Raw genomic sequence first — 26,046 nt, forward strand, 5'->3', positions numbered from 1 at the left:
CGACCGCCGCCGTCCGGCGGTGAGACCGTGGAGCGGACGTATGACACATGCAGGAGCGGCGAACGGCTACGACGTGGTCGTACTCGGCGGAGGCGTCGCGGGGTGCGTGCTGGCGGCCCGGCTCAGCGAGGACCCGGACCGGTCGGTCTGTCTGGTCGAGGCCGGCCGGGACTACGGGCCCGGGGCCGGTGGCTGGCCGCGCACGGTGCTCGACGCGCGCGCTCTGCCGCGCGACCACGTGTGGGAGCGGCATACGGCGGCGCACCGCATCCGGGCCCGGGTCATCGGCGGTTCCTCGTGCGTCAACGGCTGCTGGAACACCTGGGCGCGGTGCACCGCGCACCCGCTCTGACCCATGAGGAGTGGTACGGACTGTGGGTCGCCGCGCGTGGCGCACCGCTGCCCTGAGGCCCACGCGCGGCGGAGTCGGCGTGCCGTCATCCGGCCAGTGGGTTGGGCAGCGGCCGGTAGCGGGCGTCGGCGCCGTCCGCGCCGGTCCAGCGGAGCAGGAGGTTGGTCTTGGCCGGGAGGGTCGGGGCGGTGAGCAGGGCGGGGATCTCGGGGAGGTCGTGGCGGGCCAGTTCGCGGCGGACCGCCGGCCAGGGGTCGAGGCCGGGGTGGTGGTCGGCGAGGGCGGCGGCGATCTCGGAGAGGTGGTTGACGAACAGGCAGTACACCAGGCGCTCCCAGCCCGCCTCCCTGGAGACCGAGGACAGCAGTTTCACGCCTTCCGCGTCCCGGTACAGGGCCCGTACCGGCATGCCGCCGGGGTCCATGGCGACGAGCGTGTTCTGCAGGTGGGCCTCCAGGACGACGCCGTGTCCGCCGAAGGCCGTCAGGGCCGGGGGGACCACCCGCGACAGGTAGGCCTCCCACCAGGCCGCCGGATCGGGGGTGGTGGCCAGGGGGTTGCCGTCGAAGCCCTCCACCAGGGCGGCGGCCAGGTAGGGGGTCGCGTCGGGCGGGAGGTGGGCGCGCAGGCCGTCGCGTACGACCACGGCCAGTTGTTCGTGGGCGAAGTCCGCGGTGCGGTGGCCCCGGTCGCTCTGCCAGACCGCGTCGGACCCGGCGAAGGCGTCGCGTACGGCCGTGTCGGTCGTACGGAGTCTCAGCAGGTCGTGGCGCCACAGCCGGCGGATGTCGTTGGTGATGCGCACGTCCAGGCTGAACTTCAGGAACAGGTCGCGCTCGGGCGCGTACACGGTGCGGATCGCCGCCGTGGGCCACACCGGGAAGGGGGTCGTGCCCAGCCGGATCAGGCGGCCGTCGGCGAAGGCGGGGGCGAGGTCACGGGCCGCGAGGTCCAGTTGCCAGGGGTGGGCGGGCAGCAGGCGGTAGCCGGGCGGTGCGGTGCCCAGGTGGTCGAGGGCCGCGGTGTCGCCCTCGTCCACGACCGTGTCCTCGCGCAGTCCCAGCAGCGTCAGCGGGAAGCGGGCGTGCGCCTCGGGCGCGTACGGCAGCCAGGCCGCCGCGGGGCCGCCACCGCGTGCCTTGGGGGCGGGGTGGTGGGTGTGGCCGGTGACGAGGGCCTGCTCGGAGCGCAGATACGGGTCGTCGGGCGGGGTGGTCCGGGCGCGGGCGGCGAGCAGCGCGGCCACCGCCTCCCGGCTGTCGAGCATCTCGGCGGGCAGTTCGTGGTTGGGCAGGCCGGTGTGTCGGCGCAGCTCCTCGGCGACGAGTTTCACCAGCTCCGTATAGCCGAGGCGGTGCCAGGTGCCCGCCGTGTGGACCTCGGGTGCGGCGGGGCGCCGGGTGCCGCGCACCCGCAGCAGGCGGCCCGTACCGGGCAGGCGGTACGTCGAGTGCGTCCCCGTCTCGGATCCCGTCCCCGTTCCCGGTACGGGGTGGGCCACTTCGCGCAGCAGGCAGTTCAGCAGCGGCACCGCCGCGTACGCGTCGGCGTCGTCGTCCGCGGGCGGGGGCATGAGATCCACGCGTTCCTCTGGTTCCTTACGGTCTGACCGGGCGGAGACGATCAGTATGTCTGTCAGCGTCAGCCATACGTCCCACTCCGTGCGTACCCGAGGAGCCCGCCCGTGCACCGTCCCTCCACCGCCGAGGCCGAGGCCGCCGACGAGTTGGCCGTCGTACGGCCCTCTCTCGTGCCCCGGTACACCGACGCGCTGCCCGGCGCCCGCGCGGCCGTGCTGACCCGGCTGTGGCGTGGCCTCGCGCACGATCCGCTGCCGTGGATCGTGCGGCGGGAGACGCGGCGCGACGGGCTCGGCCTGCGGCTCGCGGACGGGCGGTGGCTGTACGGCCCGCGGGCGGATCCGTATGCGACCGCCGCGTACGTCACGGCCGTACGGCTGGGCGAGGTGGTGCACGACGATCCGGCGCGGCTGATGACGGAGCTGGCCGTACCGCACTCGGAGGTGTTCGCCGCCGAACTCGCGCACAGCGTGGCGTCGTTGGCGCTGTCGCGGGCAGGGCGGTGGAACCACCCGCGGCAGTGGCCCGAGCGGGACTGGGAGTGGGAGCGGCGGGTCGTCGACGGGCATCCGTTCCACCCCAACTGCCGGTCCCGGCCCGGTTTCTCGGTGGCCGAGCAGCTCGCCTACGGCCCCGAGCACGGGCCGGTGGTGGAGCTGGGGCTGCTGCCCGTGCCGGAGGCCGAGTGCCTGGTGTCGGGGGTGTGGCCGGGGTGGCTGCGGGAGGCGGGGCGGGTGGTGGTCCCGGTGCACCCGTGGCAGGCGGCGCATGTGCTGAAGCGGACGGGTGAGCGGCGGCCGGCGGCGCATCCGCTGCGGGCCCATCCGCTGATGGCGCATCCGCTGATGGCGCTGCGCACCCTCGCGCTGCCGGACGGGCCGCACGTCAAGACGGCGCTGAGCGCCCGGCTGACGTCCTCGGTGCGGGACATCTCGCTGGGCTCGGTGGCCGCGTCGGCGGCGTTGTCGGACTTCGGGGAGGCGGTGGCGGCGCGCACGGACGGGCTGCTGCACACCACCCGCACGCTGGGCGCGGTGGCGGCCGGGTCGCCCGATCTGGCGGCGGTGCTGCGCGAGTCGCCGGAGGTGTACGCGGCGCCCGGGGAGCGGGTCGTCCCGGTGGCGGCGCTGGCGACCACCGAACTGCCGCACTCCCCCGCCTGGTCGGTCCGGTTCGCGCGGCTCGCGCTCACGGTCGGGCTGCGGCTGCTGGAGCTGGGGGTGGCCCTTGAGGCGCACGGCCAGAACCTGCTCGTGGTGCTGTCGCCGGACGGGGATCCGGTCCGGCTGGTCTACCGCGATCTGGCCGATCTGCGGATCGGTCCCGCCCGCCTCGCCCGGCACGGCGTCCCGCTCCCCGAGGAGCTGCCCGCGCGCATGGTCACGGACGACGAACGCACCCTGCGGCGCAAGCTGTTCGGCTCGCTGGTGGCCGGCGCGCTGGCGGGGACGGCGGGGTCGGGACCGGCGCTGCGGGCGGCCCTGGAGGGTGCCGTACGGGATCTGCCGCGCACCCCGGACCTGACCGCCCTGCTCGACGAGCCGCTGCCGGCGAAGGCGCTGACGCTGATGCGGCTGTCACCGCGGACGCCGGGGGACCAATGGGCAAAACTGCCCAATCCGCTCCGGTACGAGTCCTTGTGACACTCCGGTACGAGTCCCTGTGACGCCCCGTTACGGACCCCTGTGGCACCTCGTTTTGGAGCGCGGCGCTCCTGATCAATAGGATCCGCCGATGATCAGAAGAAAACGGCCGGTGGCAGGCGCCTGTGCCCTGCTCGCCGCACTGACGGCCGGGCTCGCCTTCCCGGCCGGGGCGGCCGCCGGTGAACCCACGGGTCAGGACGCCCCCAAGGTCAACCTGGTCCTCGATGTGAGCGGCTCGATGCGGGCCAAGGACATCGACGGCCAGTCCCGGATGGCGGCGGCGAAGCAGGCGTTCAACGAGGTGCTGGACGCCACGCCGGAGGAGGTGGAGCTGGGCATCCGCACGCTCGGCGCGAACTACCCCGGCGACGACCGCAAGGAGGGCTGCAAGGACACCGCGCAGCTCTACCCGGTCGGCCCGCTGGACCGCACCGAGGCGAAGACGGCGGTGGCCACCCTCGCCCCGACCGGCTGGACCCCGATCGGCCCCGCCCTGCTGAAGGCGGCCGACGACCTCGAGGGCGGCACCGGCTCCAAGCGGATCGTGCTGATCAGCGACGGCGAGGACACCTGCGCCCCGCTCGACCCGTGCGAGGTGGCCCGGGAGATCGCGGCCAGGGGCATCGGTCTGACCATCGACACGCTGGGCCTGGTGCCGAACGCCAAGCTGAGCAGGCAGCTCAGCTGCATCGCCGAGGCGACCGGCGGGACGTACACCTCGGTCGAGCACCAGGACGAGCTCACCGACCGGGTGAACGAGCTGGTGGACCGCGCGGCCGAGCCGGTGGTGACGCCGGTGGCCACCGAGGGCGCCGGCTCGTGCGCCAAGGCTCCGACGCTCGAGTCCGGCCTCTACACCGACCGTGAGGAGTTCGGCCGGCAGCGCTGGTACCGCGTGGAACTGCTCGCCGGCCAGGAGCTGCGCGCCTCGGTGAGCGTGGCGGCGGACCGCGCCGTGCGCCCGGACCACGGCGTGCTGCTGCGGGCCGTCACGGTGCACGACCGGGAGATCGTGCGCGGCGAGGCGACCGGCAACGGCCGTACGGACGTGCTGTCCACCGGGCTGCGCTACCCGAAGCCCGAGCGGGACGACGACGACAGCGACAAGCCCGCGGCCGAGGTCGTGTGCCTGGTGGTGACCAACTCCTTCTCGGCGGACTCCGGGGTGAAGACCACGCCCGGTCTCCCGCTGGAGCTGACGGTCGACGTCGTGGACGGCCCGGACGGGTCGGACGACGTGGCCTCCTTCGGTCTCGGCCGGGGCTGGTGGCTGCTCGGCGCGCTGATCCTCACCGGTTTCCTCGCCGGTCTCGTCTGGGGCTGGCTGTCACGCTGGCGGGTCGCCGTCTGGAGGACCAACTGATGCGCGCCGTACGGGTACTGAGTGCCGCCCTCCTGACCCTCGGACTGGCCGCCGCCCCCGCCGCGGCCGACTCCTCCCCCTCCCCCGGCGCGTCCGACGACGACGGGGCGCCCACCCGCGCGGGCACCTCGTTCCGTACGGCGACGGAGGTCGAGCAGGGGCAGACCGCCACCGCGCGCGCCTCCACGGGCGACTACCTGTACTGGTCGTTCCCGGCGGACGCCGGTCAGCGCCCCACCGTCCACGCGACGGTGAAGCTGCCGGAGAGCCACGCGGCCGAGACCTGGCAGATCGACGTGTACGACGGTCTGCGCCGCCGCCAGGCCTGCCAGTACGGCGCGCAGACCCGCACCGCCGGGACGGACACGCCCTCCGTGGAGCTGGAGTGCGTGCTGCGCACGGTCCGCGCCTGGTCGGAGCCGTGGGCGAACGACCCGCTGCCGGGCACGTACTACGTCCGCCTCACGGCGCTGCGGCTGTCCACGGCCGACCTGGGCCAGCCGGTGAACGCCGAACTGCGGGTCGGGTCCAAGGACATGGGCGGCGCGGCGGCCGTGGACGGCGCGCTGTCCGAACCGCTGGTGCCGGGCATCGCGACGCGCGACGGGTCGAAGGAGGAGGACGACGACCCGGCGGTGCTGGCCGATCTGGAGCCCGAGGACGGCTGGACCTCCGGCTGGTGGTCCGACCGCTGGGCATGGACGGCGGCGGGCGGTGTGCTGGCCGCCCTGGCGGGTGTCGCCGGCTACCGGCTGACGCGGGGGTCCGGGCGTCCGCCCGGAGTGCCACCGACCGCGTGACGTGACGTCCTTCCGGAAGGCCCGCCCCCGTGCGGGCCTTCCGCCTTTCGTCGCGCGTTTCACGTCTCCCGCAGGGCCTTGGCGAGCGTGCCCTCGCCCGTCACCCCGACCCGTCCCGCGCGGACCGCGTCGGCCAGGGCCAGTTCGCCGCGGCTGATCGCCGTACAGGTGGCGGTGTCCAGGGAGAGCAGGGCGTCGGGTTCCCCGGGGGCGGGGCCGTCGCCGTACACGGGACCGTCCTCGGCGCCGACGTGCAGGTGGAACCTGCCCTCGTCCAGGCGGACCTCGACGAGGCCCTCGCCCTCCAGGGCGCGCAGCAGGGGCAGCGCGAACCAGTGGGCGCGGACCGCGTCCGTGGGGCGCCGCTCGCCCAGTTCGGCCTCGCCCCAGGCGCCGAGGGACTGGAGCACGGGCAGCAACGCGCCCCCGCGCGGGGTGAGTTCGTACACGTACGCCGCTCCGGGCGGGGGCAGCCGGCGGCGGGTGGTCAGGCCGTCGCGCTCCATGTCCTTGAGCCGGGAGGCCAGTACGTCCGTGCTGACGCCGGGCAGGTCCGCGTGCAGGTCGGTGTAGCGGCGCGGCCCTGCGAGGAGCTCCCGGACGATCAGCAGGGTCCAGCGGTCGCCGACGACGTCGAGCGCGCGGGCGGCGGAACAGTACTGGTCGTAGCTTCGGCGAGGTGACATGCGACGCAGTCTAGACATGTTGTTGGACTTTCCAAGCTCCAACTTGGTAAAACCAAGCAACACCACGTGAGGGGAAGCGGCGCATGGAGTTCCGGCAGTCGAGCAAGCTCAGCGAGGTCTGTTACGAGATCCGCGGTCCGGTGATCGAGCACGCCAACGCGCTGGAGGAGGCGGGGCACAGCGTGCTGCGCCTGAACACCGGCAACCCGGCCCTGTTCGGTTTCGAGGCGCCGGAGGAGATCGTCCAGGACATGATCCGGATGCTCCCCCGGGCACACGGCTACACCGACTCACGGGGCATCCTCTCCGCCCGCCGCGCGGTGGCCCAGCGCTACCAGACCCTGGGCCTGGAGGTCGACGTCGACGACGTCTTCCTCGGCAACGGCGTCTCCGAGCTGATCTCGATGGCCGTACAGGCCCTGCTGGAGGACGGCGACGAAGTCCTCATCCCGGCGCCGGACTTCCCCCTGTGGACCGCGGTGACGAACCTCGCGGGCGGCAAGGCGGTCCACTACCTGTGCGACGAACAGGCCGACTGGTACCCGGACCTGGACGACATGGCGGCGAAGATCACGGACCGCACCAAGGCCGTGGTCGTCATCAACCCCAACAACCCCACGGGCGCGGTCTACCCGAAGGAGATCGTCGAGGGCATCCTCGACCTGGCCCGCCGCCACGGCCTGATGGTCCTCGCCGACGAGATCTACGACCAGATCCTCTACGACGACGCCGTGCACCACTCGGCCGCCGCGCTCGCCCCCGACCTGGTCGTCCTCACCTTCTGCGGCCTGTCCAAGACCTACCGCGTGGCGGGCTTCCGCTCCGGCTGGCTGGTGGTCACCGGCCCCAAGCAGCACGCGAAGGACTACCTGGAGGGCCTGACCATGCTGGCCTCCATGCGTTTGTGCGCCAACGCGCCCGCCCAGTACGCCATCCAGGCCGCGCTCGGCGGCCGGCAGTCCATCCGCGAACTGACCGCACCGGGCGGCCGGCTGCGCGAACAGCGGGACGTGGCCTGGGAGAAGCTGAACGAGATCCCCGGTGTGAGCTGCGTGAAGCCGAAGGGCGCGCTGTACGCGTTCCCGCGCATCGACCCGTCCGTGCACAAGATCCACGACGACGAGAAGTTCGTCCTCGACCTGCTCCTGCGGGAGAAGATCCAGGTCGTCCAGGGCACCGGCTTCAACTGGCCCTCCCCCGACCACTTCCGCATCCTCACCCTCCCCCACGCGGAGGATCTGGAGGCGGCGATCGGCCGGATCGGGCGCTTCCTGAGCGGATACCGGCAGTAAGGGACCAGGAACCACCGACGGAACGATCGCGTCCGATCAAGGTATGCAAGAAGAGAAACAGGGCTGTGCGGGCATCCTCCTGGCGGCCGTGGGGGCCGTCGCGGCGGTGCTCGCCTGGGCGCCGAAGGCGCGGGTCAGCATCCACGGCGGCTTCGAGGGCATGCACCGGGACCTGAGCGTCCTCTACGTCGACCTCCCCCTCATCGCCGCGGGCGGCGCGCTCGTCCCGCTCGCCGCCTGGCTGCTCGTCCTGCGCACATCGCGCCGCCCGTGGCTCGCGGCCGCGTTCGCCGTGGGCGCGCTCGGGCTCGGCATCTGGGGGCTGCTGAGCTGGTGGACGCCCTATCAGCAGCCGGAGTTCATGGGCTAGCGGCACCGCTCAGCGCAGGGCGACCTCGCACCACACCGTCTTGGTGTACGGGTCCCCGCCGGTCGTTCCCCAGTGGGACGCCAGTGCCTCGACGAGGAGGAGGCCGCGGCCGGACTCCGTGTCGGATACGGCGGGTCGCAGTGTGCCGGGTGCCGGTGGGCGGCGGTCCGGGCGGGCGTCGGTGAGTTCGATGCGGAGCGTGGCGTCCTCCGGGTGGAGCGTCAGGCGGAGCCTGAAGTCACGGCCCGTCACCCGCCCGTGCACCGCCGCGTTCGCGGCGAGTTCGGCCACCAGCAGGGACGCCGTGCGGTTGGCCTCACTGTCGTACGGCCAGCCCCAGGAGGCGATCTGCTCGGCCGACAGGTGGCGGGCCAGGCGTGCGCCCCGGGCGGTGGCCGAGAGCCGGATGCTGAAGTGGCGGGCGGGACCCGTGTGTCCGGTGGTCGGGGCGATATCGACGTTCATGTCACTCAGCGTGGCCGGTCGACTCTACTCTGCACAGTGATGATGCCGGTACGCAGGGTCACCGTGCGGATGCTGTCCGGGTCTGTCCGGGTCGCGACGCGTGACACCCCGCACCGGCGGCGAGTTGGGCACGGGTGGCACATGGAGGTGCGGGGACATGAGTGTGGAACCTTACGGCGCGGACGAGGAGTCGGCGGCCGTCCTGCGGACCGTCGGCAGGGTGATCAAGATGTGCCGGGAGCGGGAAGGCATGACCCAGGCCGGTCTCGCCACGGCCATCAGGTACAGCGAGGAGCAGGTGTCGTCCGTCGAGCGCGGACGCAGGGCTCCGGCGGAGGAGTTCCTGGAGGCGGCGGACCGGGTACTCGAAGCGGGCGGGTTGATCTCGGGACTGAAGAACGATGTGGCGAAGGCCCGGTTCCCCAAGAAGGTACGGGACCACGCGAAACTGGAGTCGGAGGCGGTCGAGCTGTGCGCCTACGCCAACTCAGTCGTACACGGCCTGCTCCAGACCGAGGAGTACGCGAGAAATCTCTACGTCATGAGACGTCCTCCTTTCTCCGAAGAACAGGTGGACGAGCTCGTCGAGGGACGCCTGGCACGCCAGAAGATCTTCGATCAGCAGCCCGCGCCGGTCTTCAACTTCGTCCAGGAAGAGGTGACGTTGCGCCGTCCGCTCGGGGGCAGAATGGTGATGCGCAAGCAGCTCGAACACCTGTTGGAGGTCGGTCACCGGCGGAACGTGGAGATCCAGGTGATGCCCACCGACCGCGAGGACCACGCCGGTATCGACGGATCATTCCAACTCCTGCGGCTCAAGGAGGGGGTTACGGTGGCTCACAACGAAGTGCAGCTCACGAGTCGGCTGATCTCGCACGTCAAGGAGATCCAGATCTGCGAGGTCCGCTACGGCGCCATCCGAGCCCAGGCTCTCACCCCTCGTGAGTCGCTCGCCTTCATCGAGAAAGTGTTGGGAGAGACATGATGACCAACCCCTCCACGGAGCACGGCCGCCCACTGGAGTGGTTCAAGAGCAGCTACAGCACCGCTGACGGCCCCGAGTGCGTCGAGGTCGCCCTCACCCCCGAAACCATCCACGTCCGCGACTCGAAGCACATACAGGGCCCCCGCCTCACCTTCGCCCCGCAGCAGTGGGCCGCCTTCCTCCCGTACGCCTCCGGACGCCGATGACCCGACCGCTCACCGCCGCGCAGCGCCGCGTCGTCGACGCCGCCGATCCCGACACGGGACGACTGAGGGGTACGCCGGCACAGCTCGCCGCGCTGGTGAAGCGCGGGCTCGCCTTCCGGCATCCGAGGCCGCCGCACGATCACTTCCTGACCCCGGCGGGGCATCGGGCACGTGAGGCGGAGACGGAGACGGAGGCTGCGCCCGAGCCGGTGGAGGCACCGGCCGCGACCGGGGTGTTCGCCGCGCGGGTCGGTGGCGAGCATCCCGCGCCGGAGTCGGGTCCCGCCCGGCTCCGGGAGGTGCGCGGTGCCTGGCAGGGGATGCTGGAGCTGCGCCGGATGACCAATCCCGACGGGGCGACCGACCGGCCGTGCGGCTGGGAGCGTTCGCATCTGGTGCAGGCCGCCGCGCTGGCCCTGGAGGCCGCCGGGCACCGGCCGGCCACCGACGGTGAGGGCGGTTACCGCGTGCGGGAGACCCCGCAGCCGGAGGCGGTCGCCGTGTACGAGCCGGACGGCGCGGCGCTGCGGGCCTGCGCGGCCACGCTGGAGGGGGCCGGCTGGCAGGTCGGGGAGTACACGGAGCCGAGGACGCGGGCGCGCTATCTGCTGGCCTCCCCGCGCCGGGTGTGAGGGGCGTGCCAAGATCGGTGGGTCGGGCAACGAACTCGGCCGAGCAGGCGTGAAGGGGACAGACACCGTGAGCGAGCCGTTCTCCGTACGGGTGACCGTGCGCGGATACGAGACCGACGTCCAGGGCCACCTCAACCAGGCCGTCTACCTCAACTACGCGGAGCACGCGCGCTGGTCGCTGCTCCAGGAGGCGGGGATCAGCCAGTCCGGGCTCATCTCCCAGGGTGTGGGACCGGTCGCGCTGGAGACCACCATCCGCTACAAGCGTGAACTGCTCGCCGGTGACGAGGCCGACGTGAGCTGCGCCTTCACCTGGAGCGGCGGCAAGGTCTTCACCATCGAGCAGACGATCACCAAGGCCGACGGCACCGTGGCGGCCGAGATCACGGCGGTCGGCGGGCTGATGGACCTCAAGCGGCGCAAGCTCGTGCCGAATCCGCAGGACGTCTTCCGGGACCTGGCGAAGGACCCGGCCCTGTTCGGACTGTAGCCGGGGTTTCACGTTCTGAAAGTTTCCGCCGCCCGGTTACCAAGTTTCCAGGCCATTCGCTCCTACAGTGGACCAGACCACCAGAGAGGAACGGACGCTCTTTACAGGCCCGGAATCTACGTGCGTAACTAATGACGCGCGCACGCCAAACGGAACAGATCTGCCCAGGTGGCAGCGGCCGACGTCACCTCCTTCGCTCATCCCCACATGTGTCAGGAGGCAGTCCCCATGTTCTCTGTCCCCCGTCCCTTAGCCGGTCCCCGCAGACGGATCGCCACGGCGCTCGGCGTCCTCGGCGCCGCACTCGCGCTGACGGCCACCACCGCGGGCGGCGCCACCGCCGCACCCCAGCCCGACCGGGACCGTGTCCACGTGGAACCCGGCGAGGCGTACATGGGCGTGGGCACCCGCGTCCACCAGGGCGGCCCGGCCGGCGCCCCGTCGCTGGGCGCCCTCGCCCCGACCGGCGGCGTCCAGGGCATCGACGTCTCGCACTGGCAGGGCTCCATCAACTGGACCTCGGTACGGGGCGCCGGCATCCAGTTCGCCTGGATGAAGGCGACCGAGGGCACCACCTACAAGGACCCGAGCTTCAACACCAACTATCCCGCCGCCTACCGCGCCGGCGTGATCCGGGGCGCGTACCACTTCGCGCGTCCCAATGTCTCCAGCGGCGCCACCCAGGCGAACTACTTCGTCAACAACGGCGGCGGCTGGTCGCGCGACAACCTGACCCTGCCCGGCGTCCTGGACATCGAGCACAACCCGTACGGGGCGATGTGCTACGGCCTGTCCACCACGCAGATGCGCAGCTGGATCAACGACTTCTACAACACGTACAAGTCGCGCACGAGCCGTGACGTCGTCATCTACACGACGGCGAGCTGGTGGAACACCTGCACCGGCAACTGGACCGGCATGTACAGCAAGAGCCCGCTGTGGGTGGCGCACTGGACCTCGGCGTCGTCGCCGACCATCCCGAGCGGATTCCCCACCTGGACGGTGTGGCAGTACACCAGCACCGGTTCGGTCAGCGGTGTCTCCGGCAACGTGGACCGCAACCAGTTCAACGGCTCCCGCGACCGGCTGCTGGCGCTCGCCAACAACACCTGACGCGCGATCACGCGGTGGAGCCGGCGGGCCGTCCGCCGCCGGCTCCTGCACCTCCCCCCCACCCCGCCTCCGTCCCCGAGGAGTGATCGTGCATCCCGAGAACGCCCTCCGGCGCCGTCTCCTGCTCGCCGGTGCGGCCGGACTGGCCGCCGCCACCGCCGTACCGGGCACCGCGCGGGCGCGCGACGCCGGGGCCGTCGAGCCGGACATCGACTCCACAGCGGCCTGGGACGCCCGTTCCCCGCAGGGGAACATCAGCGTCCTGCAGTACCGGCCGAGCAGGATCGTCGTCCACCACACGGTGAGCGCCAACACCTCCGACTTCTCCCGCGCCCAGGCGCACGCGCACGCCCACTGGGTGCAGGACCTGCACCTGGACAAGAACGGCTGGGTCGACACCGGCTACCACTTCCTGGTCAGCCGGGGCGGCTGGATCACCGAGGGCCGGCACGGCAGCCTCCAGGCGCTCACCGGAGGCCGGAACTTCGTGCTCGGCTCCCACACCTCCGGGCAGAACAACCAGGCCATCGGCATCGCGTGCGAGGGCGCGTACCACGCGGGCGCGGTACCGCCCGACGCGCAGTGGGAGGTCCTGGTGGTCCTGTGCGCGTACGTGTGTGAGCGGTACGGCATCCCCTCCGCGCGGCTCTACGGCCACAAGGACTACGGCGAGACGCTGTGCCCGGGGGTGTACCACGACATGCTGCCCCGGCTGCGGGAGGAGGTGGCGGCGGCGCGGGCGGCCTGACCGGCGGCGGATTTCGGATGCGGGAGCGCGCCCCGGCCTGCGATCCTTGCGTCCCATGGCTCCACGACGCGTCAGACCCAGCCTCTACGTCTCCGTCGACATCGAGGCCGACGGGCCCATCCCCGGGCCGTACTCCATGCTGAGCCTGGGCGCCTCGGTGGCCGGGACGCAGGACGCCGGGGGATTCCGGGCGGCCGACCCCGAGGAGCGGACGTTCTACCGGGAACTGCGGCCGATCAGCGAGGAGTTCGTGCCCGAGGCGCTGGCGGTGAGCGGTCTCGACCGGGACCGGCTCGGTGCCGAGGGCGCCGAACCGGTCCGGGCGATGCGGGAGTTCACCGACTGGGTGCGTGAAGTGGGGGCGGGCGCCCAGCCGGTGATGTGCGGTTACCCGGCGTCGTACGACTGGACGTTCCTGTACTGGTACCTGATCCGCTTCACCGGTTCCAGTCCCTTCGGGCACTCGGGCTGTCTGGACATGAAGACCCTGTACGCCACCAAGGCGGGGCTGCCGCTGCGGGCGGTGGCGAAGGGCACCATGCCGCGCGAGCTGCTGTCCCGGCGCCGGCACACCCTCCCCCAGTTCTCGGCTCCGCTCGAACCGGGGGCACCCCCATCGCCCTCGACGACGCGATCGAGCAGGCCGAGCTGTTCGCCAACCTCATGGAGTGGCCGGGGCCTTCACTCCCGTGAGCTCCTCGCCCGGCTCCATCGGATGGGTGACGTCGGTGGCCTCGCGGCGGCCGTTGCCGAGGTGGTTGAAGACGAAGTTCAGGAGGACCGCCACCACGCAGCCCGTGGAGATGCCGGAGTCCAGGATGATCCGGGCCGTCTCCGGGGCGGAGTGGTAGAACTCCGGCGCGCTGATCGGGATGATGCCCACGGCCAGCGAGACGGCCACGATCAGGACGTTGTTGTCCTTCTCCAGGCCGGCCCGGACCAGGGTCTGGATGCCGCTCGCCGCGACCGAGCCGAACAGGACCACGCCCGCGCCGCCGAGCACCGGGCGCGGTACGACGGCGATCAGCGAGGCGGCCACCGGGCACAGCCCCATCAGGATGAGGAAGCCTCCGCCGGTGGCGACGACGTACCGGCTGCGGATCCTCGTCATCGCGACCAGGCCGATGTTCTGGGCGAAGGCGCTGCACATGAAGCCGTTGAACAGCGGGCTGAGGGCGGAGCCGAGGGTGTCGGCGCGCAGGCCGGCCGCGATGGTCTTCTCGTCGGCCGGGCGGTCGACGATCTCGCCCAGCGCCAGCATGTCGGCGGTCGACTCGGTCATCGACACCACCATCACCACGCACAGCGAGACGATCGCGGCGAGCTGGAACTGCGGTGCGCCGAAGTGGAACGGGGTCGGGAAACCGACGACGTCCGCGTCCGCCACCGGGGAGAAGTCGGTGACCCCGAACGGGATCGCGAGAAGGGTGCCGGCCACCAGGCCGAGGAGCACGGCGATCTGCTTGACGAAGCCGCTGGTGAAGCGGCGCAGGAGGAGGACGATCACGAGGGTTGCGGCGGCCAGGCCCAGGTTGGTCGCCGAACCGAAGTCGTCGGCCGAGGGGCTGGGTCCCTGGGCCCAGCCGAAGGCCACGGGCAGCAGCGAGACACCTATGAGCGTGATGACCGTGCCGGTGACGACCGGCGGGAAGAAGCGGACCGCCTTGCTGAAGAACGGTGCCGCGAGGAAGCCGAGGAGGCCGGCGACGATCACCGCGCCGAAGATGACCGGCAGGGCGTCGTTCTTGTCGTCGGTGGAGACGACGATCGCGGTCATCGGGGCGACACCGGCGAAGGTGACGCCGTTGACGAAGGGCAGCCGGGCGCCGATCTTCCAGACGCCGAGGGTCTGCAGGAGGGTGGCGAGGCCCGCGGTGAACAGGCAGGCGCCGGTGAGGAAGGTGAGTTCGGTGCCGGTGAGACCGATGGCCGCGCCGACGATCAGGGGTGGGGCGACGACTCCCGCGTACATGGCGGCCACGTGCTGCAGGCCGGTCGTCGCCATCTTGAGTGCGGGGAGTTTCTCGTCAACGGGGTGGTCGGCCACTGCGGCTCTCCTCCGGTCGGGTACACGTCGGCTCTGACGCGGGTGTCAAGGAGGTGGTGCGGGTGGTCGTGCGGGACCGGGGACGGGGGGAGGTGGGTGGCCGTCTCCGGGACGTACACGCCCCGGAGACGGCCGCCGCGGACCCCGATGGGCGTCCGCGGACACCGGCCGGGAGCCGTCCCTCCCGGCCGGAGACTTCGACGGGGCTCAGCCCTGCGCGGCGATCCGCGCCAGCCGCTGCGCCTCCGTACGGGTGGAGCGGGCGATCTCGTCCTCGTCGGCCGTGAGCAGACGGCCGTTCTCCACGATCTGCCGGCCGTTCACGAAGGACGCGGTGACCGGGGCCGCCGCGCCGAGGACCAGCGCGGTCACCGGGTCGGCGATGGAGGCGTGCGCGAGGGTGTCCATCCGCCACAGCACCAGGTCGGCGAGCTTGCCCGGCTCCAGGGAGCCGGTCTCCCCCGCGCGGCCCAGCACTCGGGCTCCGCCGTACGTGCCGAGGCGCAGCGCCTGCCGGGCGTTCAGGGCGGCCTCGCGGTGGGCGCCGAGGCGGTTGACGAGGAGGGCGTTGCGCAGTTCGGTGTGGAGTTCGCCGGACTCGTTGGAGGCGGTGCCGTCCACGCCCAGGCCGACCGGGACGCCGGCCGCGAGCATGTCGGGGACGCGGGCGATGCCGGCCGCGAGACGGGCGTTGGAGGAGGGGCAGTGGGCGACGCCCGTCCCCGTACGGGCGAAGGCGGCGATGTCGGAGTCGTTCATGTGGACGCAGTGCGCCATCCAGACGTCCTCGCCGAGCCAGCCGGTCGACTCGAAGTAGTCGGTCGGGCCCATGCCGAACAGCTCGTGGCAGAACTTCTCCTCCTCGACGGTCTCCGAGCCGTGCGTGTGCAGGCGTACGCCGAGCCGCCGGGCCAACTCGGCCCCTTCCCGCAGCAGTTCGGTGGAGACGGAGAAGGGGGAGCAGGGGGCGACGGCGACCTGCGTCATCGCGTCGGAGGAGGCGTCGTGGTGCCGTCGTACCGTCTCCTCGGTGGCGGCGAGCGCGTCGTCGAGGGTCTCGACGGCGAAGTCCGGGGGCAGTCCGCCGTCCTTCTCGCCGCGGTCCATCGAGCCGCGGGCGAGGGTGAAGCGCACGCCCATGTCACGGGCGGCCCCGATGATGGCGCCCGACAGGTCGCCGGTGCCCCGCGGGAAGACGTAGTGGTGGTCCATGGCGGTGGTGACGCCGCCGCGGGCCATCATCGCGAGCGAGCCCCGGGCCGCCGCACGCACCATCGGCTCGTCGATGCGCGCCCAGGTCGGGTAGAGGGCGACCAGCCAGTCGAAGAGGTTGTGGTCGGTGGCCAGGCCCCGGGTGATCCACTGGTAGAAGTGGTGGTGGGTGTTGACCAGGCCGGGAGTCGCGAGGTGCCCGGTGGCGTCGATCCGCCGTACGACGTTCTCCAGGCCCTCGGGGGCCGTGCCCGTGCCGAGCGACTCGATACGGTTGCCGGCGAGGACGAGGTGACCGGAGGCGTACTCCGTGTCCTTCGCGTCGACGGTCGCGATCGCGCAGTTCTCGATGACGGTACGCCGGTGGTCTGCTGCCATGGTTCGTCCTTTTCGCGTACGTGGAGAGGGCACGGCAGGACCCTGGAGGTTTGAGTGCCGCGGCCGGTCGGCGGACCGTCCGGCCGCGGGTGCCGAAAGGGGGTTGCGGGCTTACAGGTTGGTGAGGTCCACCGGTATCCGCGCCTCGCAGCCGTCCCGCAGGACGGTGGCCTCGATCAGGCCGTAGGGGCGGTCGGCGGCGAAGTACACCTCGTTGTCGTTCTTGAGGCCGAACGGCTCCATGTCCACCAGGAAGTGGTGGCTGTTGGGGAGGGAGAAGCGGACCTCGTCGATCTCGCCGCGGTGGTCGATGATCCGCGTGCCCATCTGGTACATCGTCTGCTGCAGGGACAGGGAGTAGGTCTCGGCGAAGGCCTGGAGCATGTGCTTCCTGGTCTCCTCGTACGACGTCTCCCAGTCGGGCATCTCCTGCGCGTCGTCGGTCCAGTTGAACCGCCAGCGGCCGGAGACCGAGGTGGCGAGGATACGGTCGTAGGCCTCCTTGAGCGTCGTGTACCTGTCCTTGACGTAGCCCCAGAACTCGGAGGCGGTGGAGTTGAGCACCGTCAGGTCCTTCAGGCCGGAGACGACCTCCCACCTCTCCCCGTCGAAGGTGATCTGGGCGAGCCTGGTCTCCCGGCCCTCGCGGACGAAGGAGTGCCTGCCCTCGCCCGCCGCCTCGATCCGCTCCCAGGAGTACTCCTCGATGCGGATGCGCGCCCGGTGTATGGGCTCCTGCGAGGTGACGAAGTGGCGGGCGAGGTGGATGCCGAACTGCTCGGCGGACTCGATGCCGTGCTCCTTGGCGAACGCGTACACCGTGTTCTTGGTGGTGTCGGTCGGCAGGACGTTGGCGTTGGAGCCGGAGTAGTGGACCTCGTCCATGTCGCCGGACAGGGCGACGGAGACGTTCAGGTCCTTGATGTGGTGGGTGGTGCCGTCCCGCGTGATCCTGACGACTCGGTTCTCTGCTTTGCCGTACTGGTTCTGGCCAAGAATCGTAGGCATGTGTCTGCTAGCTCCCTCGGTAAACGGAGTAGCCGAACGGGTTGAGCAGCAGCGGTACGTGGTAGTGCTCGCCCGGTACGACGGCGAACGTGATCGCCACCTCCGGGAAGAACACTCCGGTGCCGCTGTCCCGGTGCGCGGGGGCGTCCTGCTGTGCCTCGGCTGGGTTCCTCGCTGATGGTTCGAAGTACGCCTCGACCTCGAAGTCGAGCCGTACGTGGGTGGTTCCCTCCGGCAGGGCCGGCAGGTCCTTGCACCGCCCGTCCGCGTCGGTCGCGGAGCCGCCGAGCGCCCGCCAGTCCGCGTCCCGTCCCGAGCGGGCGGCGAGACGGACGGCGACGCCCTCGGCGGGGCGGCCGGCGCTGGTGTCCAGGATGTGCGTGGACACGGAGGCGGTGGTGTCGGTGCTCATGTGGGTTCAGTCCTCTTCGGCTTCGACGAGACGGGCCAGCCGGATGCGGTTGATCTTCCCCAGTTCGGTGCGGACGATCTCGCGTTCCCGCTCCGGCGCGTTGCCGAGGCGTTCCCGGAGGGCGTCGCGCATCTGCTCGCCGGTCCGGCCGGTGGCGCAGATGAGGAAGACATGGCCGAACCTCTCCTGGTAGGCCAGGTTCAGTTCGAGCATCTCGGCCTTCAGCGCCTCCGGGGCGCCGGCCATGCCGCTCTGTTCCCGGGTGGAGGTCGGGTCCCCCGGTTTCGGGCGGCCGATCGGCGGGTGCCCGGCCATCGCCTCTTCCAGGTCGGCCGTGGTCAGGCCGGCCGTGGCGGCGTCACTGGCGGTGTACAGGTCGTCGGCGGCGGGGTACGGGCGGGCGGCGAGCAGTCGCCGGGCCCATGCCGTGGAGGCACAGGCCTCGTGGAGTACGGCGAGGGCCGCGTGCTCCTCCAGGGCGTTGAAACGGGCCAGGCCCGGAGGTGGGAAAGTCGACGTCACGGAAGCCTCCGTGGCCGCGAGCGGCCTTCGTGTCGAACGGGCGTGCCGACAGTGAACGCCGTCACGAACAACACGTCAACAGTTTGTTGAAAATTCGGCGTCAGAAAGAGGAGTGCCCGTCGTCCGGGAGGTTCAGGTGCCCTTCTCGCGGTTGAGGTAGTTGTAGACGGTGAAGCGGCTGACCCCCAGCGCGCTCGCCACGGTCTCCACGCCGTGCCGCACGGCGAAGGCCCCGCGCGCCTCCAGACCGCGCACGATCTCCTGCTTCGTCCTGCGGTCCAGGTCCGCGAGCGGCCTGCCCTTCCCGCGCTCCAGCGCCGCGAGGATGTGGTCGAGGGAGTCCGCGAGCTGCGGCAGCCGTACGGCGACGACGGCGGCGTTCTCCCAGGAGAGCACCACGTCGTCGGTTCCGGCCTCGTCCGGCGGGACCATCTCGCCGCCCATGGCGTCGACCAGCGGTTTCACCGCCGCGATGAAGGCCTCGTCACCGGTGCCGGTCACCGGCCGTCCTCCTCGACGACGTTGACCTGGAGCGAGATCCGGGTGGCGCCGGCCGTCAGCGCCCCGCGCAGCATCGCGTCCACGGCGCCGAGCACCGCGTCGGCGCCGCCCTCGGCGGTGTTGCCGAACGGTCCGACGTCCACCGCGTCCAGCTCGGCCGCCTCGACGACCTCCCGCGCGACCACCGCGTGCGCGGGCGCCTCGTCGAGGTCGAAGGGCTCGGTCGTGAACTCCACTCTCAATCGCATTGTGCCCCCATGGCATCGGCTCTGACCTGCGCGTTCTCTCAGTCCTCCGACCGAGAGGGCACATCCGGGGCACACTCCCCCGTCACTCCGGCACGACTTTAACGGACTCCCCCGCGGCGATCGGCGGAGATGCGCGGGTACCGCGGGCCGCCGCCCGCACCGCGGGACACCCCTCGCGGACAAGCACATCGGCCGCGCCCGGGCCGAACGGTTCACGACGGCTGGGTACCCGGTGCGGAACAGCTTCGGAGGACCGGTGATCGCCGTGGACGCCCATCGGACGACCGTCCGCACGACCAGGGAGAGGCCATGAGCACGCCCGACGAGGCCCTGGAGCCGGATTTCCCGCAGGCGGTCCTGCGGGACCTGGGCACCGGCGTCCTCACCGTCGACACCTCGGGGCGCATCACCTCCGCCAACCCGTACACCGAGCGGCTGCTGGGCCTGTCCGCGGCCCGGCTGATCGGCGAGGACGCGCACGACCTGCTGCACCGCCGTCCCGACGGCGGCCCGGTACCGCGTGACCAGTGCTCGATCGTGTCGGCCCTGGGCAAGGGCCGGTCCGCCGTGGAGGGCAGCGAGGAGTACTTCCTGCGGGCCGACGGCACGACCGTGCCGATCATCTGGGCGGCCACTCCTCTGGTGCTGGCGGGCCGCCCGGCCGGGCTGGTGATCGTCTTCAACGACTTCAGTCTGCACCGCGACGCGGAGGAGCGGATGGCCGCGTACACCGCGGCCCTGGAAGCCATGACCACCAGGCTGAACCTGGTGGCGGACGTCTCGTCGGTGCTGATGTCCACCGTGGCCACCTCCGGCCGGATCCCCCAGTTGCTGCGGTTGCTGGTTCCCGCCCTCGGCGACTGGGCCGCGGTGGACCTGCGCTCCGAGCGGGACGGAGCCGGCGGGGCGCTGGAGCGGGTCGCCGTGCGCAGTCACGCCCATCCCCGGCGGACGCGACGGCTGGAGGGCCCGCTGCCGCCCCTTCCTTCCAGGTCCCGCCCGCCGGTGGCGCGCACCACCGGCGGCGACGATCCCGTGCGGCTGGACGCCGCCGAGTTGCTCGGCGCCCCGGACGCCCCGCTCGCCGCCACCCACGGACCGCTGTTCGAGCGGCTCGGGGGCCACTCGGCCGTCGTGGTGCCGCTCCGCGCCCGGCGGCGCCACTACGGGATGCTGACCGTGGCCCGCGCCGGTGACTCCCCCGCCCTCATGGACAGCGAGATCGTGCTGCTCACCGACATCGGCCGGCGCCTGGCCCTGGTCCTGGACAACACCCGCCTCTACCACGAGCAGCGGAACGTCGCCGAGACCATGCAGCGCCAACTGCTCGCCCCACTGCCCCAGGTCGACCACCTGCGCATGGCCGCCCGCTATCTGCCGGCGCAGCGCGCCATGGAGATCGGCGGCGACTGGTACGACGCCTTCCTGCTCGCCGACGGCGTCATGGCGCTGGTGATCGGGGACGTGGTCGGCCACGACCTCGAGGCGGCCTCCCACATGGCCGAGGTGCGCAACATGCTGCGTGCCCTGGCCTGGGACCACCAGAAGCCCCCCAGCCTGATCATGCACTGTCTGGACGAGGCGGTGACGAACACCAGTGACGCCCCCATGGCCACGCTCGTCCTCGCCCGTGTCGAAGGACCGGAGGGCGGCCCCTGGCGGCTGCACTGGGCCAACGCCGGGCATCCGCCCCCGCTCCTGGTCACCGATGCGGGAGACACCCGCTTCCTGACCAGCCGCGGCCCGCTGATCGGTCTGAACGCCGCCCTGCACCTGGAGCTGGAGTGGCCGGACGCGCACGTGGACCTTCCCCCCGAGTCCACCCTGCTGCTCTACACCGACGGCCTCGTGGAGAGCCGTGGTCGCCCGATCGACCTCGGCATGGCCAAGCTCCGGCACCACGCGTCCATGCTGACCGGGCGCACCGTGGACCGCTTCTGCGACGATCTGCTGGCCCGCATCGACCCGAGCGGCGACGACGTCGCCCTGCTCGCCCTGCGGCTGCCCCCGGCCGGCGCGGGTGCCCCCGGGGACAGCGGGCCGCCACCGCCCCCGCAGTCCCCGTACAGTCCCGCCGCCCCGAACCGGGCCGCCCCCGGGTCGGTCCAGTTGAACCCCCCGGTGCGGGACCCCACGTCCGGCGTCCGGAAGGAGTTCCAGGACGACTCCCCCACGGACCCGCCCGAGGACCTCGTCCGCGATCACGCGGCCGGCCCCGGGACCGTACGGCTTCCCGACCCGCCGACGCCGGCCGACGGTGCGGGAGGGTGAGGCGGCCGGCCGTTCAGGGCCGTGGGCAGGTGCTCTCCCCCGGTTCCTGGTAGGTGCGGTAGAGCGGTGACCTGTCGCGGCGTTCCTTCGGGAAGGTCACCACGGGGACCGGCTTGCAGACCGGCCACAGGCCCGCCGCGCGCTCCGCCGCGCCGCCCTCGTCCGCGCCGAAGCTCTCGTCGGCGAACGTGAAGACGCCGCTCGCGCCCGGTACGCAGCCGGCGGCGCAGTGCTCCAGAGGGCTGCCGCGGCGCAGTTCGTCGTAGACGTCGTTGTGGGTCACGGCGTCGATGCCGCTGTCCCGGGCCGCCGCCACGGCGGTGCCCACGGCGGTGAGCGCGTCGTGGTACATCACGGCGTAGCCGTCGTTGAGGGCGTCCGGGCCCTCTTGGGGGAAGTACCGGTCGTAGGACGCGACGAAGCGCGCGAAGGCCCTGGGGGCCCGCCCGTCGGCGCCGGTCCGCCAGAGTGGCGCGTCCACGGCGGCGGCGGTGACGATCTCGATGTCGTTCCGTTCGGCGATCCGGCGCATCTCCGCGGTCTCGGTGACGGGGTCGCGGCCGGTGCTGACGCGCAGGATGCGCAGCGGTTCGTCGTCCGGGCCGCGGTCGCAGGAACTGGTGCGGTCGATGGTCTCCAGGAAGGGCGGCAGATCCGCGTCGCGGCCGGCCAGGAACACGGTGCGGGCGTCGACCGCGCACATCGCGGACACCGCCCGCCGGAAGATCTGCGGGGTGCCCCGCGCCGGCCCCTTGATGCCCTGGTAGGTCTCGGTCCGCCGCTCCACCTCGTCGGGGGTGATGCCGTACCGTGCGCCGAACTCCCGGCGGAAGACGCGGCGCAGGTTGGCGACGTAGTTGTCGTTCCGGTCGTCGGCGATCATGAAGGTGTTCTTCCGGTCCACCTCGTTCGCGCTCACATAGCGCTGGAGCGCGTCGACGAACTGGTCGGTGGAGGGGGAGACCTTGAACAGATACGGGTGCTCCATGTCGCGGGAGCTGAGCACGGCGCTGACCGCCGGGATCCGCGCGGGTCCGAGGCCCTCGCGGACGGCGGCGAGCGTGGCGTCGTCGCTGTTGGGGAAGCCGATGGCGGCGACGACCGGGGCCTCGCCGCCGCGCCGTGCGGCCAGTGCGTCGGTCACCGGACGCCAGTGGCTCAGGTCCTCGCCGACGTTGGCGAAGAGCAGCTGTACGGCGGTGTCACCGGTGGTGGGGCCGTGGTTGTGGGCGCGCTGGGCGACGTGGGCGCCCTGGAGGGAGTGCCGGATCAGCTCCTTCGACATGGCCGCGCCGGGGTCGCGCGAGGTGTACGGCATGACGACGGCGACGCTCACCACCGGCTTGCCCGATCCGCGCGCGGCCTCGTTCTCCGCCTCGATCCGGCCGAGTACGTCCGCGAGGTCCGGGGCGAAGGGGTACGCCTCCGCCGTGACGCCGACGCACTCCCGGTCGGGGCCGGTCCTGCGCAGCTCCCGGTCGCCGGCGCAGTAGTCGCGGTGCTGCCGGTAGCTGTCCAGTCCCCACCAGGCCCCGGCCGTGGTCAGGGCGGCGACCAGCGTCCACAGGGCCACCGCGTCGACCAGGCCGAGCACCCGGAAGCGGAGCCGCCCCGGCAGCCAGCTCCAGGTCCGCCGGTCCCAAAGCCTCATCGCGCCCCTCTCCCGCTCGTCCGGTCGTCCTGCCGGCGGCCGTCCAGGGGCCAGTCCCCGCCGTCCCTGACCGAGCGGGGCCAGTGGATGGCGGCCTGGGCGAGGACCGCGCGGCCGGTCAGGTGCTGGGCGGACAGGAAGGACAGGTCCTGGCCGATCCGGTCGGCCAGGGGCCGGTCCGCCTCGGCCAGTTCGTCCGCCGCGTACCACAGGGCGTGCAGCAGCCGGTTGACGGCCTGCTTCTCCAGGCCCGCGCCGGGGTCGGCCCGGAGCTGGAGCAGGTCCCGGTGTCCCCGGGCGACCTCCTGGCACCGCTCGAACCAGTCGTCTCCCGGGGGGCGTGGCGCGTGGGCGACGGTGCGCAGGGTGTGCAGCCAGTCGAGCGCGTCGCCGTCCTGCCGCAGGAACTCGGCGTGCAGCCGGTCGACGACCTCCCGTGTCTCTCCGGCGGCCAGCCGGTGCCACAGGAAGCGGGACCACTCGTCGCGCGCCGCGCGGCCCGAGCGGCCCTCGGCGCGCCGCCGGTGGTGCTCGGCGAGCAGCCCGTGCGCGCCGGACCAGTCCACGCCCCGGCCGCCCCGGCCGCTGCGCATCTGGTGCACCAGCAGGGCGCGCAGGAAACGGTCCGTGATGAAGGGCCGGCTGCCCGGTCCGCGTGACCAGCGTTCCCGTTCCAGCCGGTCGGCGGCACCGTCGGCCGCGGGCAGTCCGTCGATCCGGCGCGGCACCCACCGCTCGGCCAGTCGCTCGGCGGCCTCCCGGTCCCAGGCCAGGGAGAACAGGCACAGCTCGTCGTGGTTCTCGCTGCCGACGAGGGTGTCGAGCAGCCGCCAGACGACGGACTCGCCGGCCCCTCCGGGGTGGACCAGGTCGAGCAGTTCCCCGGCCGCCACCCACTCCTCGGTGCGGGCCCGGTCCACCACCGCCTCGCACAGCCGGCGCGCGCCCATGGGGTGTCCCCGGGTCAAATCGTGCAGGGCGTTGGCGATGTACGGGTCGAAGGAGGCGTGGTCGTCCCGGCGCAGCATCCGCTCCAGGTGCTCGCACTCCAGCGGCGGCAGCGGCAGGAGGAGCACTCCGGCCGAGGGGGCGGTGCTCTGGCGGGTCCATATCGCGTCGGTACCGATGTCGTGCAGTGAGCGGCGCGCCGCCTCCGGGTAGGGGACGTCCCCGCCGTCGGGGGCGTCGCCGTGGCCGGCCGGGCTGTCGTCGCCGTGCAGTTCGGTGGCGATGACGACGATCCGGTCGCGGGCGCCCCGGCCGGACCGTGCCCGCTGTTCCAGGAGCAGTTCGAGGAAGTCGCGGCCGGCGTCGGTGTGCGCGTTGTCGAGGAGCACCAGCGGGCGCGGGGCACGGTTGGCGCGGCGGAAGGGCCCGTAGCGCGCGTCTTCGAGGAAGGCGGCCACCAGCATGCGCTCGACACCGCGCCGGAAGCCGCGGCCCTGGTGGAACTCCTGGCACAGCCGGGCCACGAACGGGGCGCGCTCGGCGGCCGGCACCGGGCGGGGCTGTCCGGACGCCCCCGGCGGCAGACCGCGCAGCCGGTTGTCGGCCTCGCTGCGGTGGGTCTCGTACCAGGCCACCAGCCGGCGGGCGGTGAGGGGGCGGCGCTGACCGCCGAGGAAGGTCCGCACGGCCGCCTCGGGGAATCCGGCGGGGTCGGGGGAGGCGCCGTCGGGAGGCGCGGGCAGCGCCGGGCGGAAGAGCGTGTCCCAGGTGGGGCGGGGGCGCTCGTCGGCGGGGACGCCCAGCAGGGTGGCCGCGTGCCGGTCGGCCACCCGCAGTTCGCCGTCGTTGCCCGGCCGCCGGGCGGAGACCACGGCGAGCAGGCCGGCTGTGGTACGGGGGAAGCGCAGCCGTCCGAACCCGGCGACCGGACGGGACAGCTGGGCGACGAGTTCGACCAGCGTCTCCACCGCGTACGAGTTGTTGGACAGCTCCGGTCCGACGCTGGCCCGCTCCTGCAGTTCGGCGCAGTTGATCCGCGCGAACGGCACGCGCGGCCCCGGCCAGGGGCCGGTCCCGGGCGCGTAGGCCTGCTGGAGGTCGTCGAGCATGGCGCTCTTGCCGGTGCCGTGCCGTCCGCCGAGCAGCACCACCGGCAGGTCGTCGGCGAACTCGTGGTGCGGCAGTCTGCGGTGGTGGTCGCGGTCGAGGCCGACCAGTCGCGGCACCAGCCGGCGCAGCACGGGCTGGCGCGCGTACACCTCCGGGATCTGGTTGTCCGCCGTCGGGGCGGGACCGAAGGGCCCGGTCATCCGAGCCTCAGCATGGAGCCGATGATGTCCGTCACGATGCCGGAGGCCATGTCACGGCTCATGGAGCCCACGGACCTGGAGCCGGCCTGTACGAGGTCCCGGCTGGTGCGCAGGAAACGTTCCACGGTGCCCGCGTCGGGTGCGGTGCCGGCGCGCGAGGCGTCCGTCAGCGCGGCGGCGAGTTCGCGCACCTGCCGTACCTCGCTGTCGCTCTCACTCAGGTCGGGGCGGGACGCCCGTACCAGCGCGGCCAGTTGTTCGAAGGAGAGGAACACCCCGGCGCCCTGTTCCATGACGCCGACGTGCACGGGGGCGGGCAGGCCGAGGTGGTCCCTGGCGTGCTCCAGGTCCTCGAGCGCGAGCTGCCGGCCGCAGTAGAAGGCCTCCCGCGCCCAGAGGAAGTCCTCCGCGCCGGACCCCCCGTCGTGGTACTGCCCGGCCCGGTCCCACCAGGCGAACAGGGCCGCCTTGGCGTAGCGGCGCCGGGTCTCGCGGTCGGCGTACGCCTCGTCCCAGACGCGTGCCTCGGCGAGTCCCGCGGGGGTCGGGCTGACCAGGGGCGGCACGGCGCCGGAGTCGTTGTGGACGGTGATCCAGCCGAGCGCGGCCAGGCGTTCCACGACGTCCTCGACCAGTTCCAGGGTGCAGCGCTCGTGGTGGGCGTAGCCGGAGCCGGCCACGCGGCGCCCCTCGGCTCCCCGCGTCTCCTCGCGGAGCCACAGCAGGAACCTCGCGGACGCGGCGCCCGTCTCGTCGTAGACCGGTGACAGCCCGTTCGTGGGCACCGCCCTGGATCTGATCATCGCCGTC

The 26,046-nt window shown here is 72.4% G+C and carries 26 protein-coding genes; 13 read left to right on the plus strand and 13 right to left on the minus strand.

What is annotated here, in order from left to right; all coding sequences use genetic code 11:
• Window positions 1-40: 40 nt before the first annotated feature.
• Window positions 41-352 (plus strand): FAD-dependent oxidoreductase, encoded by a 312-nt coding sequence (locus ACZ62B_RS11935; RefSeq protein ID WP_468720733.1) that lies wholly within the window; start codon window positions 41-43, stop codon window positions 350-352.
• A gap of 85 nt (window positions 353-437) precedes the next feature.
• Here the strand turns inward: ACZ62B_RS11935 and ACZ62B_RS11940 are convergent, their stop codons facing one another.
• Window positions 438-1,925, minus strand: a complete 1,488-nt coding sequence (locus ACZ62B_RS11940; protein ID WP_469690381.1) for an IucA/IucC family protein — start codon at window positions 1,923-1,925, stop codon at window positions 438-440.
• Between the two features lie 111 nt (window positions 1,926-2,036).
• On the opposite strand from ACZ62B_RS11940, the gene ACZ62B_RS11945 reads away from it, so the two are divergent.
• The 3 genes from ACZ62B_RS11945 to ACZ62B_RS11955 all read left to right on the plus strand — a co-directional run bounded on the left by ACZ62B_RS11945 (window position 2,037) and on the right by ACZ62B_RS11955 (window position 5,741).
• Entirely contained in the window at window positions 2,037-3,575 is a 1,539-nt protein-coding gene (locus ACZ62B_RS11945; RefSeq protein WP_344556217.1) for an IucA/IucC family protein, read from the plus strand.
• A 91-nt stretch (window positions 3,576-3,666) separates the two neighbouring features.
• Complete coding sequence (locus ACZ62B_RS11950; protein ID WP_344556219.1) at window positions 3,667-4,941, plus strand: VWA domain-containing protein; 1,275 nt, start codon at window positions 3,667-3,669, stop codon at window positions 4,939-4,941.
• Entirely contained in the window at window positions 4,941-5,741 is an 801-nt protein-coding gene (locus tag ACZ62B_RS11955; RefSeq protein ID WP_468878960.1) for a hypothetical protein, read from the plus strand. The genes ACZ62B_RS11950 and ACZ62B_RS11955 overlap by 1 nt, the downstream gene beginning before the upstream one ends.
• A 59-nt stretch (window positions 5,742-5,800) precedes the next feature.
• Here ACZ62B_RS11955 and ACZ62B_RS11960 read toward each other — a convergent pair whose 3' ends face one another.
• Window positions 5,801-6,427: a winged helix-turn-helix transcriptional regulator gene (locus ACZ62B_RS11960; RefSeq protein ID WP_468889063.1), complete on the minus strand. Its 627-nt coding sequence runs from the start codon at window positions 6,425-6,427 to the stop codon at window positions 5,801-5,803.
• 83 nt (window positions 6,428-6,510) lie between these two features.
• On the opposite strand from ACZ62B_RS11960, the gene ACZ62B_RS11965 reads away from it, so the two are divergent.
• Complete coding sequence (locus ACZ62B_RS11965) at window positions 6,511-7,719, plus strand: pyridoxal phosphate-dependent aminotransferase (RefSeq protein WP_344556225.1); 1,209 nt, start codon at window positions 6,511-6,513, stop codon at window positions 7,717-7,719.
• A gap of 43 nt (window positions 7,720-7,762) precedes the next feature.
• Complete coding sequence (locus tag ACZ62B_RS11970) at window positions 7,763-8,089, plus strand: hypothetical protein (RefSeq protein ID WP_344556227.1); 327 nt, start codon at window positions 7,763-7,765, stop codon at window positions 8,087-8,089.
• A gap of 9 nt (window positions 8,090-8,098) precedes the next feature.
• Here ACZ62B_RS11970 and ACZ62B_RS11975 read toward each other — a convergent pair whose 3' ends face one another.
• A complete protein-coding gene (locus ACZ62B_RS11975) occupies window positions 8,099-8,554 on the minus strand; it encodes an ATP-binding protein (protein WP_468889061.1) in 456 nt (151 codons plus the stop codon).
• 157 nt (window positions 8,555-8,711) lie between these two features.
• On the opposite strand from ACZ62B_RS11975, the gene ACZ62B_RS11980 reads away from it, so the two are divergent.
• The 6 genes from ACZ62B_RS11980 (at window position 8,712) to ACZ62B_RS12005 (ending at window position 12,728) form a co-directional block, all read left to right on the plus strand.
• The gene (locus tag ACZ62B_RS11980) at window positions 8,712-9,539 is read left to right on the plus strand and encodes a helix-turn-helix domain-containing protein (RefSeq protein WP_469690088.1); all 828 of its coding nucleotides are present in this window, start codon (window positions 8,712-8,714) and stop codon (window positions 9,537-9,539) included.
• The gene (locus ACZ62B_RS11985) at window positions 9,539-9,745 is read left to right on the plus strand and encodes a DUF397 domain-containing protein (protein ID WP_469690383.1); all 207 of its coding nucleotides are present in this window, start codon (window positions 9,539-9,541) and stop codon (window positions 9,743-9,745) included. The genes ACZ62B_RS11980 and ACZ62B_RS11985 overlap by 1 nt, the downstream gene beginning before the upstream one ends.
• Window positions 9,742-10,377, plus strand: a complete 636-nt coding sequence (locus ACZ62B_RS11990; protein ID WP_344556235.1) for a hypothetical protein — start codon at window positions 9,742-9,744, stop codon at window positions 10,375-10,377. The genes ACZ62B_RS11985 and ACZ62B_RS11990 overlap by 4 nt, the downstream gene beginning before the upstream one ends.
• 67 nt (window positions 10,378-10,444) lie before the next feature.
• On the plus strand, window positions 10,445-10,867 hold the full coding sequence (locus ACZ62B_RS11995) for an acyl-CoA thioesterase (protein ID WP_344556237.1): 423 nt from the start codon (window positions 10,445-10,447) through the stop codon (window positions 10,865-10,867).
• 228 nt (window positions 10,868-11,095) lie between these two features.
• Window positions 11,096-11,980 carry a lysozyme gene (locus tag ACZ62B_RS12000; RefSeq protein WP_344556238.1) on the plus strand — a complete coding sequence of 295 codons (885 nt, stop codon included), beginning with the start codon at window positions 11,096-11,098 and terminating at the stop codon, window positions 11,978-11,980.
• Between the two features lie 88 nt (window positions 11,981-12,068).
• Window positions 12,069-12,728 carry a peptidoglycan recognition protein family protein gene (locus ACZ62B_RS12005; RefSeq protein WP_468878972.1) on the plus strand — a complete coding sequence of 220 codons (660 nt, stop codon included), beginning with the start codon at window positions 12,069-12,071 and terminating at the stop codon, window positions 12,726-12,728.
• A gap of 661 nt (window positions 12,729-13,389) precedes the next feature.
• Here the strand turns inward: ACZ62B_RS12005 and ACZ62B_RS12010 are convergent.
• The 7 genes from ACZ62B_RS12010 to ACZ62B_RS12040 form a co-directional block, all read right to left on the minus strand.
• On the minus strand, window positions 13,390-14,775 hold the full coding sequence (locus tag ACZ62B_RS12010; protein ID WP_344556241.1) for a nucleobase:cation symporter-2 family protein: 1,386 nt from the start codon (window positions 14,773-14,775) through the stop codon (window positions 13,390-13,392).
• A 207-nt stretch (window positions 14,776-14,982) separates the two neighbouring features.
• Window positions 14,983-16,365: an 8-oxoguanine deaminase gene (locus ACZ62B_RS12015; protein ID WP_344556243.1), complete on the minus strand. Its 1,383-nt coding sequence runs from the start codon at window positions 16,363-16,365 to the stop codon at window positions 14,983-14,985.
• Window positions 16,366-16,476: 111 nt separating this feature from the next.
• Complete coding sequence (pucL, locus tag ACZ62B_RS12020) at window positions 16,477-17,373, minus strand: factor-independent urate hydroxylase (RefSeq protein WP_344556245.1); 897 nt, start codon at window positions 17,371-17,373, stop codon at window positions 16,477-16,479.
• Window positions 17,374-17,380: 7 nt separating this feature from the next.
• Window positions 17,381-17,785, minus strand: coding sequence for a hydroxyisourate hydrolase (gene uraH / locus ACZ62B_RS12025; protein ID WP_344556247.1), 405 nt, complete (start codon window positions 17,783-17,785; stop codon window positions 17,381-17,383).
• Between the two features lie 6 nt (window positions 17,786-17,791).
• Window positions 17,792-18,307 carry a 2-oxo-4-hydroxy-4-carboxy-5-ureidoimidazoline decarboxylase gene (uraD, locus tag ACZ62B_RS12030; RefSeq protein ID WP_468889052.1) on the minus strand — a complete coding sequence of 172 codons (516 nt, stop codon included), beginning with the start codon at window positions 18,305-18,307 and terminating at the stop codon, window positions 17,792-17,794.
• Window positions 18,308-18,439: 132 nt separating this feature from the next.
• Window positions 18,440-18,808: a helix-turn-helix domain-containing protein gene (locus ACZ62B_RS12035; RefSeq protein ID WP_344556251.1), complete on the minus strand. Its 369-nt coding sequence runs from the start codon at window positions 18,806-18,808 to the stop codon at window positions 18,440-18,442.
• Window positions 18,805-19,056, minus strand: a complete 252-nt coding sequence (locus tag ACZ62B_RS12040; protein ID WP_344556253.1) for a YkoF family thiamine-binding protein — start codon at window positions 19,054-19,056, stop codon at window positions 18,805-18,807. Before ACZ62B_RS12040 ends, ACZ62B_RS12035 begins: the two co-directional genes overlap by 4 nt.
• A 309-nt stretch (window positions 19,057-19,365) precedes the next feature.
• Here ACZ62B_RS12040 and ACZ62B_RS12045 point away from each other — a divergent pair, with 309 nt between their 5' ends.
• Entirely contained in the window at window positions 19,366-21,327 is a 1,962-nt protein-coding gene (locus ACZ62B_RS12045) for a SpoIIE family protein phosphatase (RefSeq protein WP_469690094.1), read from the plus strand.
• Between the two features lie 13 nt (window positions 21,328-21,340).
• On the opposite strand, the gene ACZ62B_RS12050 is transcribed toward ACZ62B_RS12045, so the two are convergent.
• Genes ACZ62B_RS12050 through ACZ62B_RS12060 form a run of 3 tightly spaced genes read right to left on the minus strand, consistent with a single transcriptional unit; the run spans window position 21,341 to window position 26,039 of the window.
• Complete coding sequence (locus ACZ62B_RS12050) at window positions 21,341-22,978, minus strand: type 1 periplasmic-binding domain-containing protein (protein WP_344556256.1); 1,638 nt, start codon at window positions 22,976-22,978, stop codon at window positions 21,341-21,343.
• Window positions 22,975-25,236, minus strand: coding sequence for a hypothetical protein (locus tag ACZ62B_RS12055; protein WP_468720709.1), 2,262 nt, complete (start codon window positions 25,234-25,236; stop codon window positions 22,975-22,977). Before ACZ62B_RS12055 ends, ACZ62B_RS12050 begins: the two co-directional genes overlap by 4 nt.
• Window positions 25,233-26,039 carry a hypothetical protein gene (locus tag ACZ62B_RS12060; protein WP_344556259.1) on the minus strand — a complete coding sequence of 269 codons (807 nt, stop codon included), beginning with the start codon at window positions 26,037-26,039 and terminating at the stop codon, window positions 25,233-25,235. The genes ACZ62B_RS12055 and ACZ62B_RS12060 overlap by 4 nt, the downstream gene beginning before the upstream one ends.
• Window positions 26,040-26,046 lie beyond the last annotated feature (7 nt).

Source organism: Streptomyces sp. NPDC053426, assembly GCF_055585405.1.

Coding starts and splice junctions, on each gene's coding strand:
- ACZ62B_RS11955 (WP_468878960.1), top strand. CDS start 4,941: ATGCGCGCCGTACGGGTACTGAGTGCCGCCCTCCTGACCCTCGGACTG.
- uraH (WP_344556247.1), bottom strand. CDS start 17,785: ATGAGCACCGACACCACCGCCTCCGTGTCCACGCACATCCTGGACACC.
- ACZ62B_RS12000 (WP_344556238.1), top strand. CDS start 11,096: ATGTTCTCTGTCCCCCGTCCCTTAGCCGGTCCCCGCAGACGGATCGCC.
- ACZ62B_RS11990 (WP_344556235.1), top strand. CDS start 9,742: ATGACCCGACCGCTCACCGCCGCGCAGCGCCGCGTCGTCGACGCCGCC.
- ACZ62B_RS12055 (WP_468720709.1), bottom strand. CDS start 25,236: ATGACCGGGCCCTTCGGTCCCGCCCCGACGGCGGACAACCAGATCCCG.
- ACZ62B_RS11950 (WP_344556219.1), top strand. CDS start 3,667: ATGATCAGAAGAAAACGGCCGGTGGCAGGCGCCTGTGCCCTGCTCGCC.
- ACZ62B_RS12060 (WP_344556259.1), bottom strand. CDS start 26,039: ATGATCAGATCCAGGGCGGTGCCCACGAACGGGCTGTCACCGGTCTAC.
- ACZ62B_RS11985 (WP_469690383.1), top strand. CDS start 9,539: ATGACCAACCCCTCCACGGAGCACGGCCGCCCACTGGAGTGGTTCAAG.
- ACZ62B_RS12045 (WP_469690094.1), top strand. CDS start 19,366: ATGAGCACGCCCGACGAGGCCCTGGAGCCGGATTTCCCGCAGGCGGTC.
- ACZ62B_RS12050 (WP_344556256.1), bottom strand. CDS start 22,978: ATGAGGCTTTGGGACCGGCGGACCTGGAGCTGGCTGCCGGGGCGGCTC.
- ACZ62B_RS12040 (WP_344556253.1), bottom strand. CDS start 19,056: ATGCGATTGAGAGTGGAGTTCACGACCGAGCCCTTCGACCTCGACGAG.
- ACZ62B_RS11970 (WP_344556227.1), top strand. CDS start 7,763: ATGCAAGAAGAGAAACAGGGCTGTGCGGGCATCCTCCTGGCGGCCGTG.
- ACZ62B_RS11975 (WP_468889061.1), bottom strand. CDS start 8,554: ATGAACGTCGATATCGCCCCGACCACCGGACACACGGGTCCCGCCCGC.
- ACZ62B_RS11980 (WP_469690088.1), top strand. CDS start 8,712: ATGAGTGTGGAACCTTACGGCGCGGACGAGGAGTCGGCGGCCGTCCTG.
- pucL (WP_344556245.1), bottom strand. CDS start 17,373: ATGCCTACGATTCTTGGCCAGAACCAGTACGGCAAAGCAGAGAACCGA.
- ACZ62B_RS12015 (WP_344556243.1), bottom strand. CDS start 16,365: ATGGCAGCAGACCACCGGCGTACCGTCATCGAGAACTGCGCGATCGCG.
- ACZ62B_RS11965 (WP_344556225.1), top strand. CDS start 6,511: ATGGAGTTCCGGCAGTCGAGCAAGCTCAGCGAGGTCTGTTACGAGATC.
- ACZ62B_RS11960 (WP_468889063.1), bottom strand. CDS start 6,427: ATGTCACCTCGCCGAAGCTACGACCAGTACTGTTCCGCCGCCCGCGCG.
- ACZ62B_RS11935 (WP_468720733.1), top strand. CDS start 41: ATGACACATGCAGGAGCGGCGAACGGCTACGACGTGGTCGTACTCGGC.
- ACZ62B_RS11940 (WP_469690381.1), bottom strand. CDS start 1,925: ATGCCCCCGCCCGCGGACGACGACGCCGACGCGTACGCGGCGGTGCCG.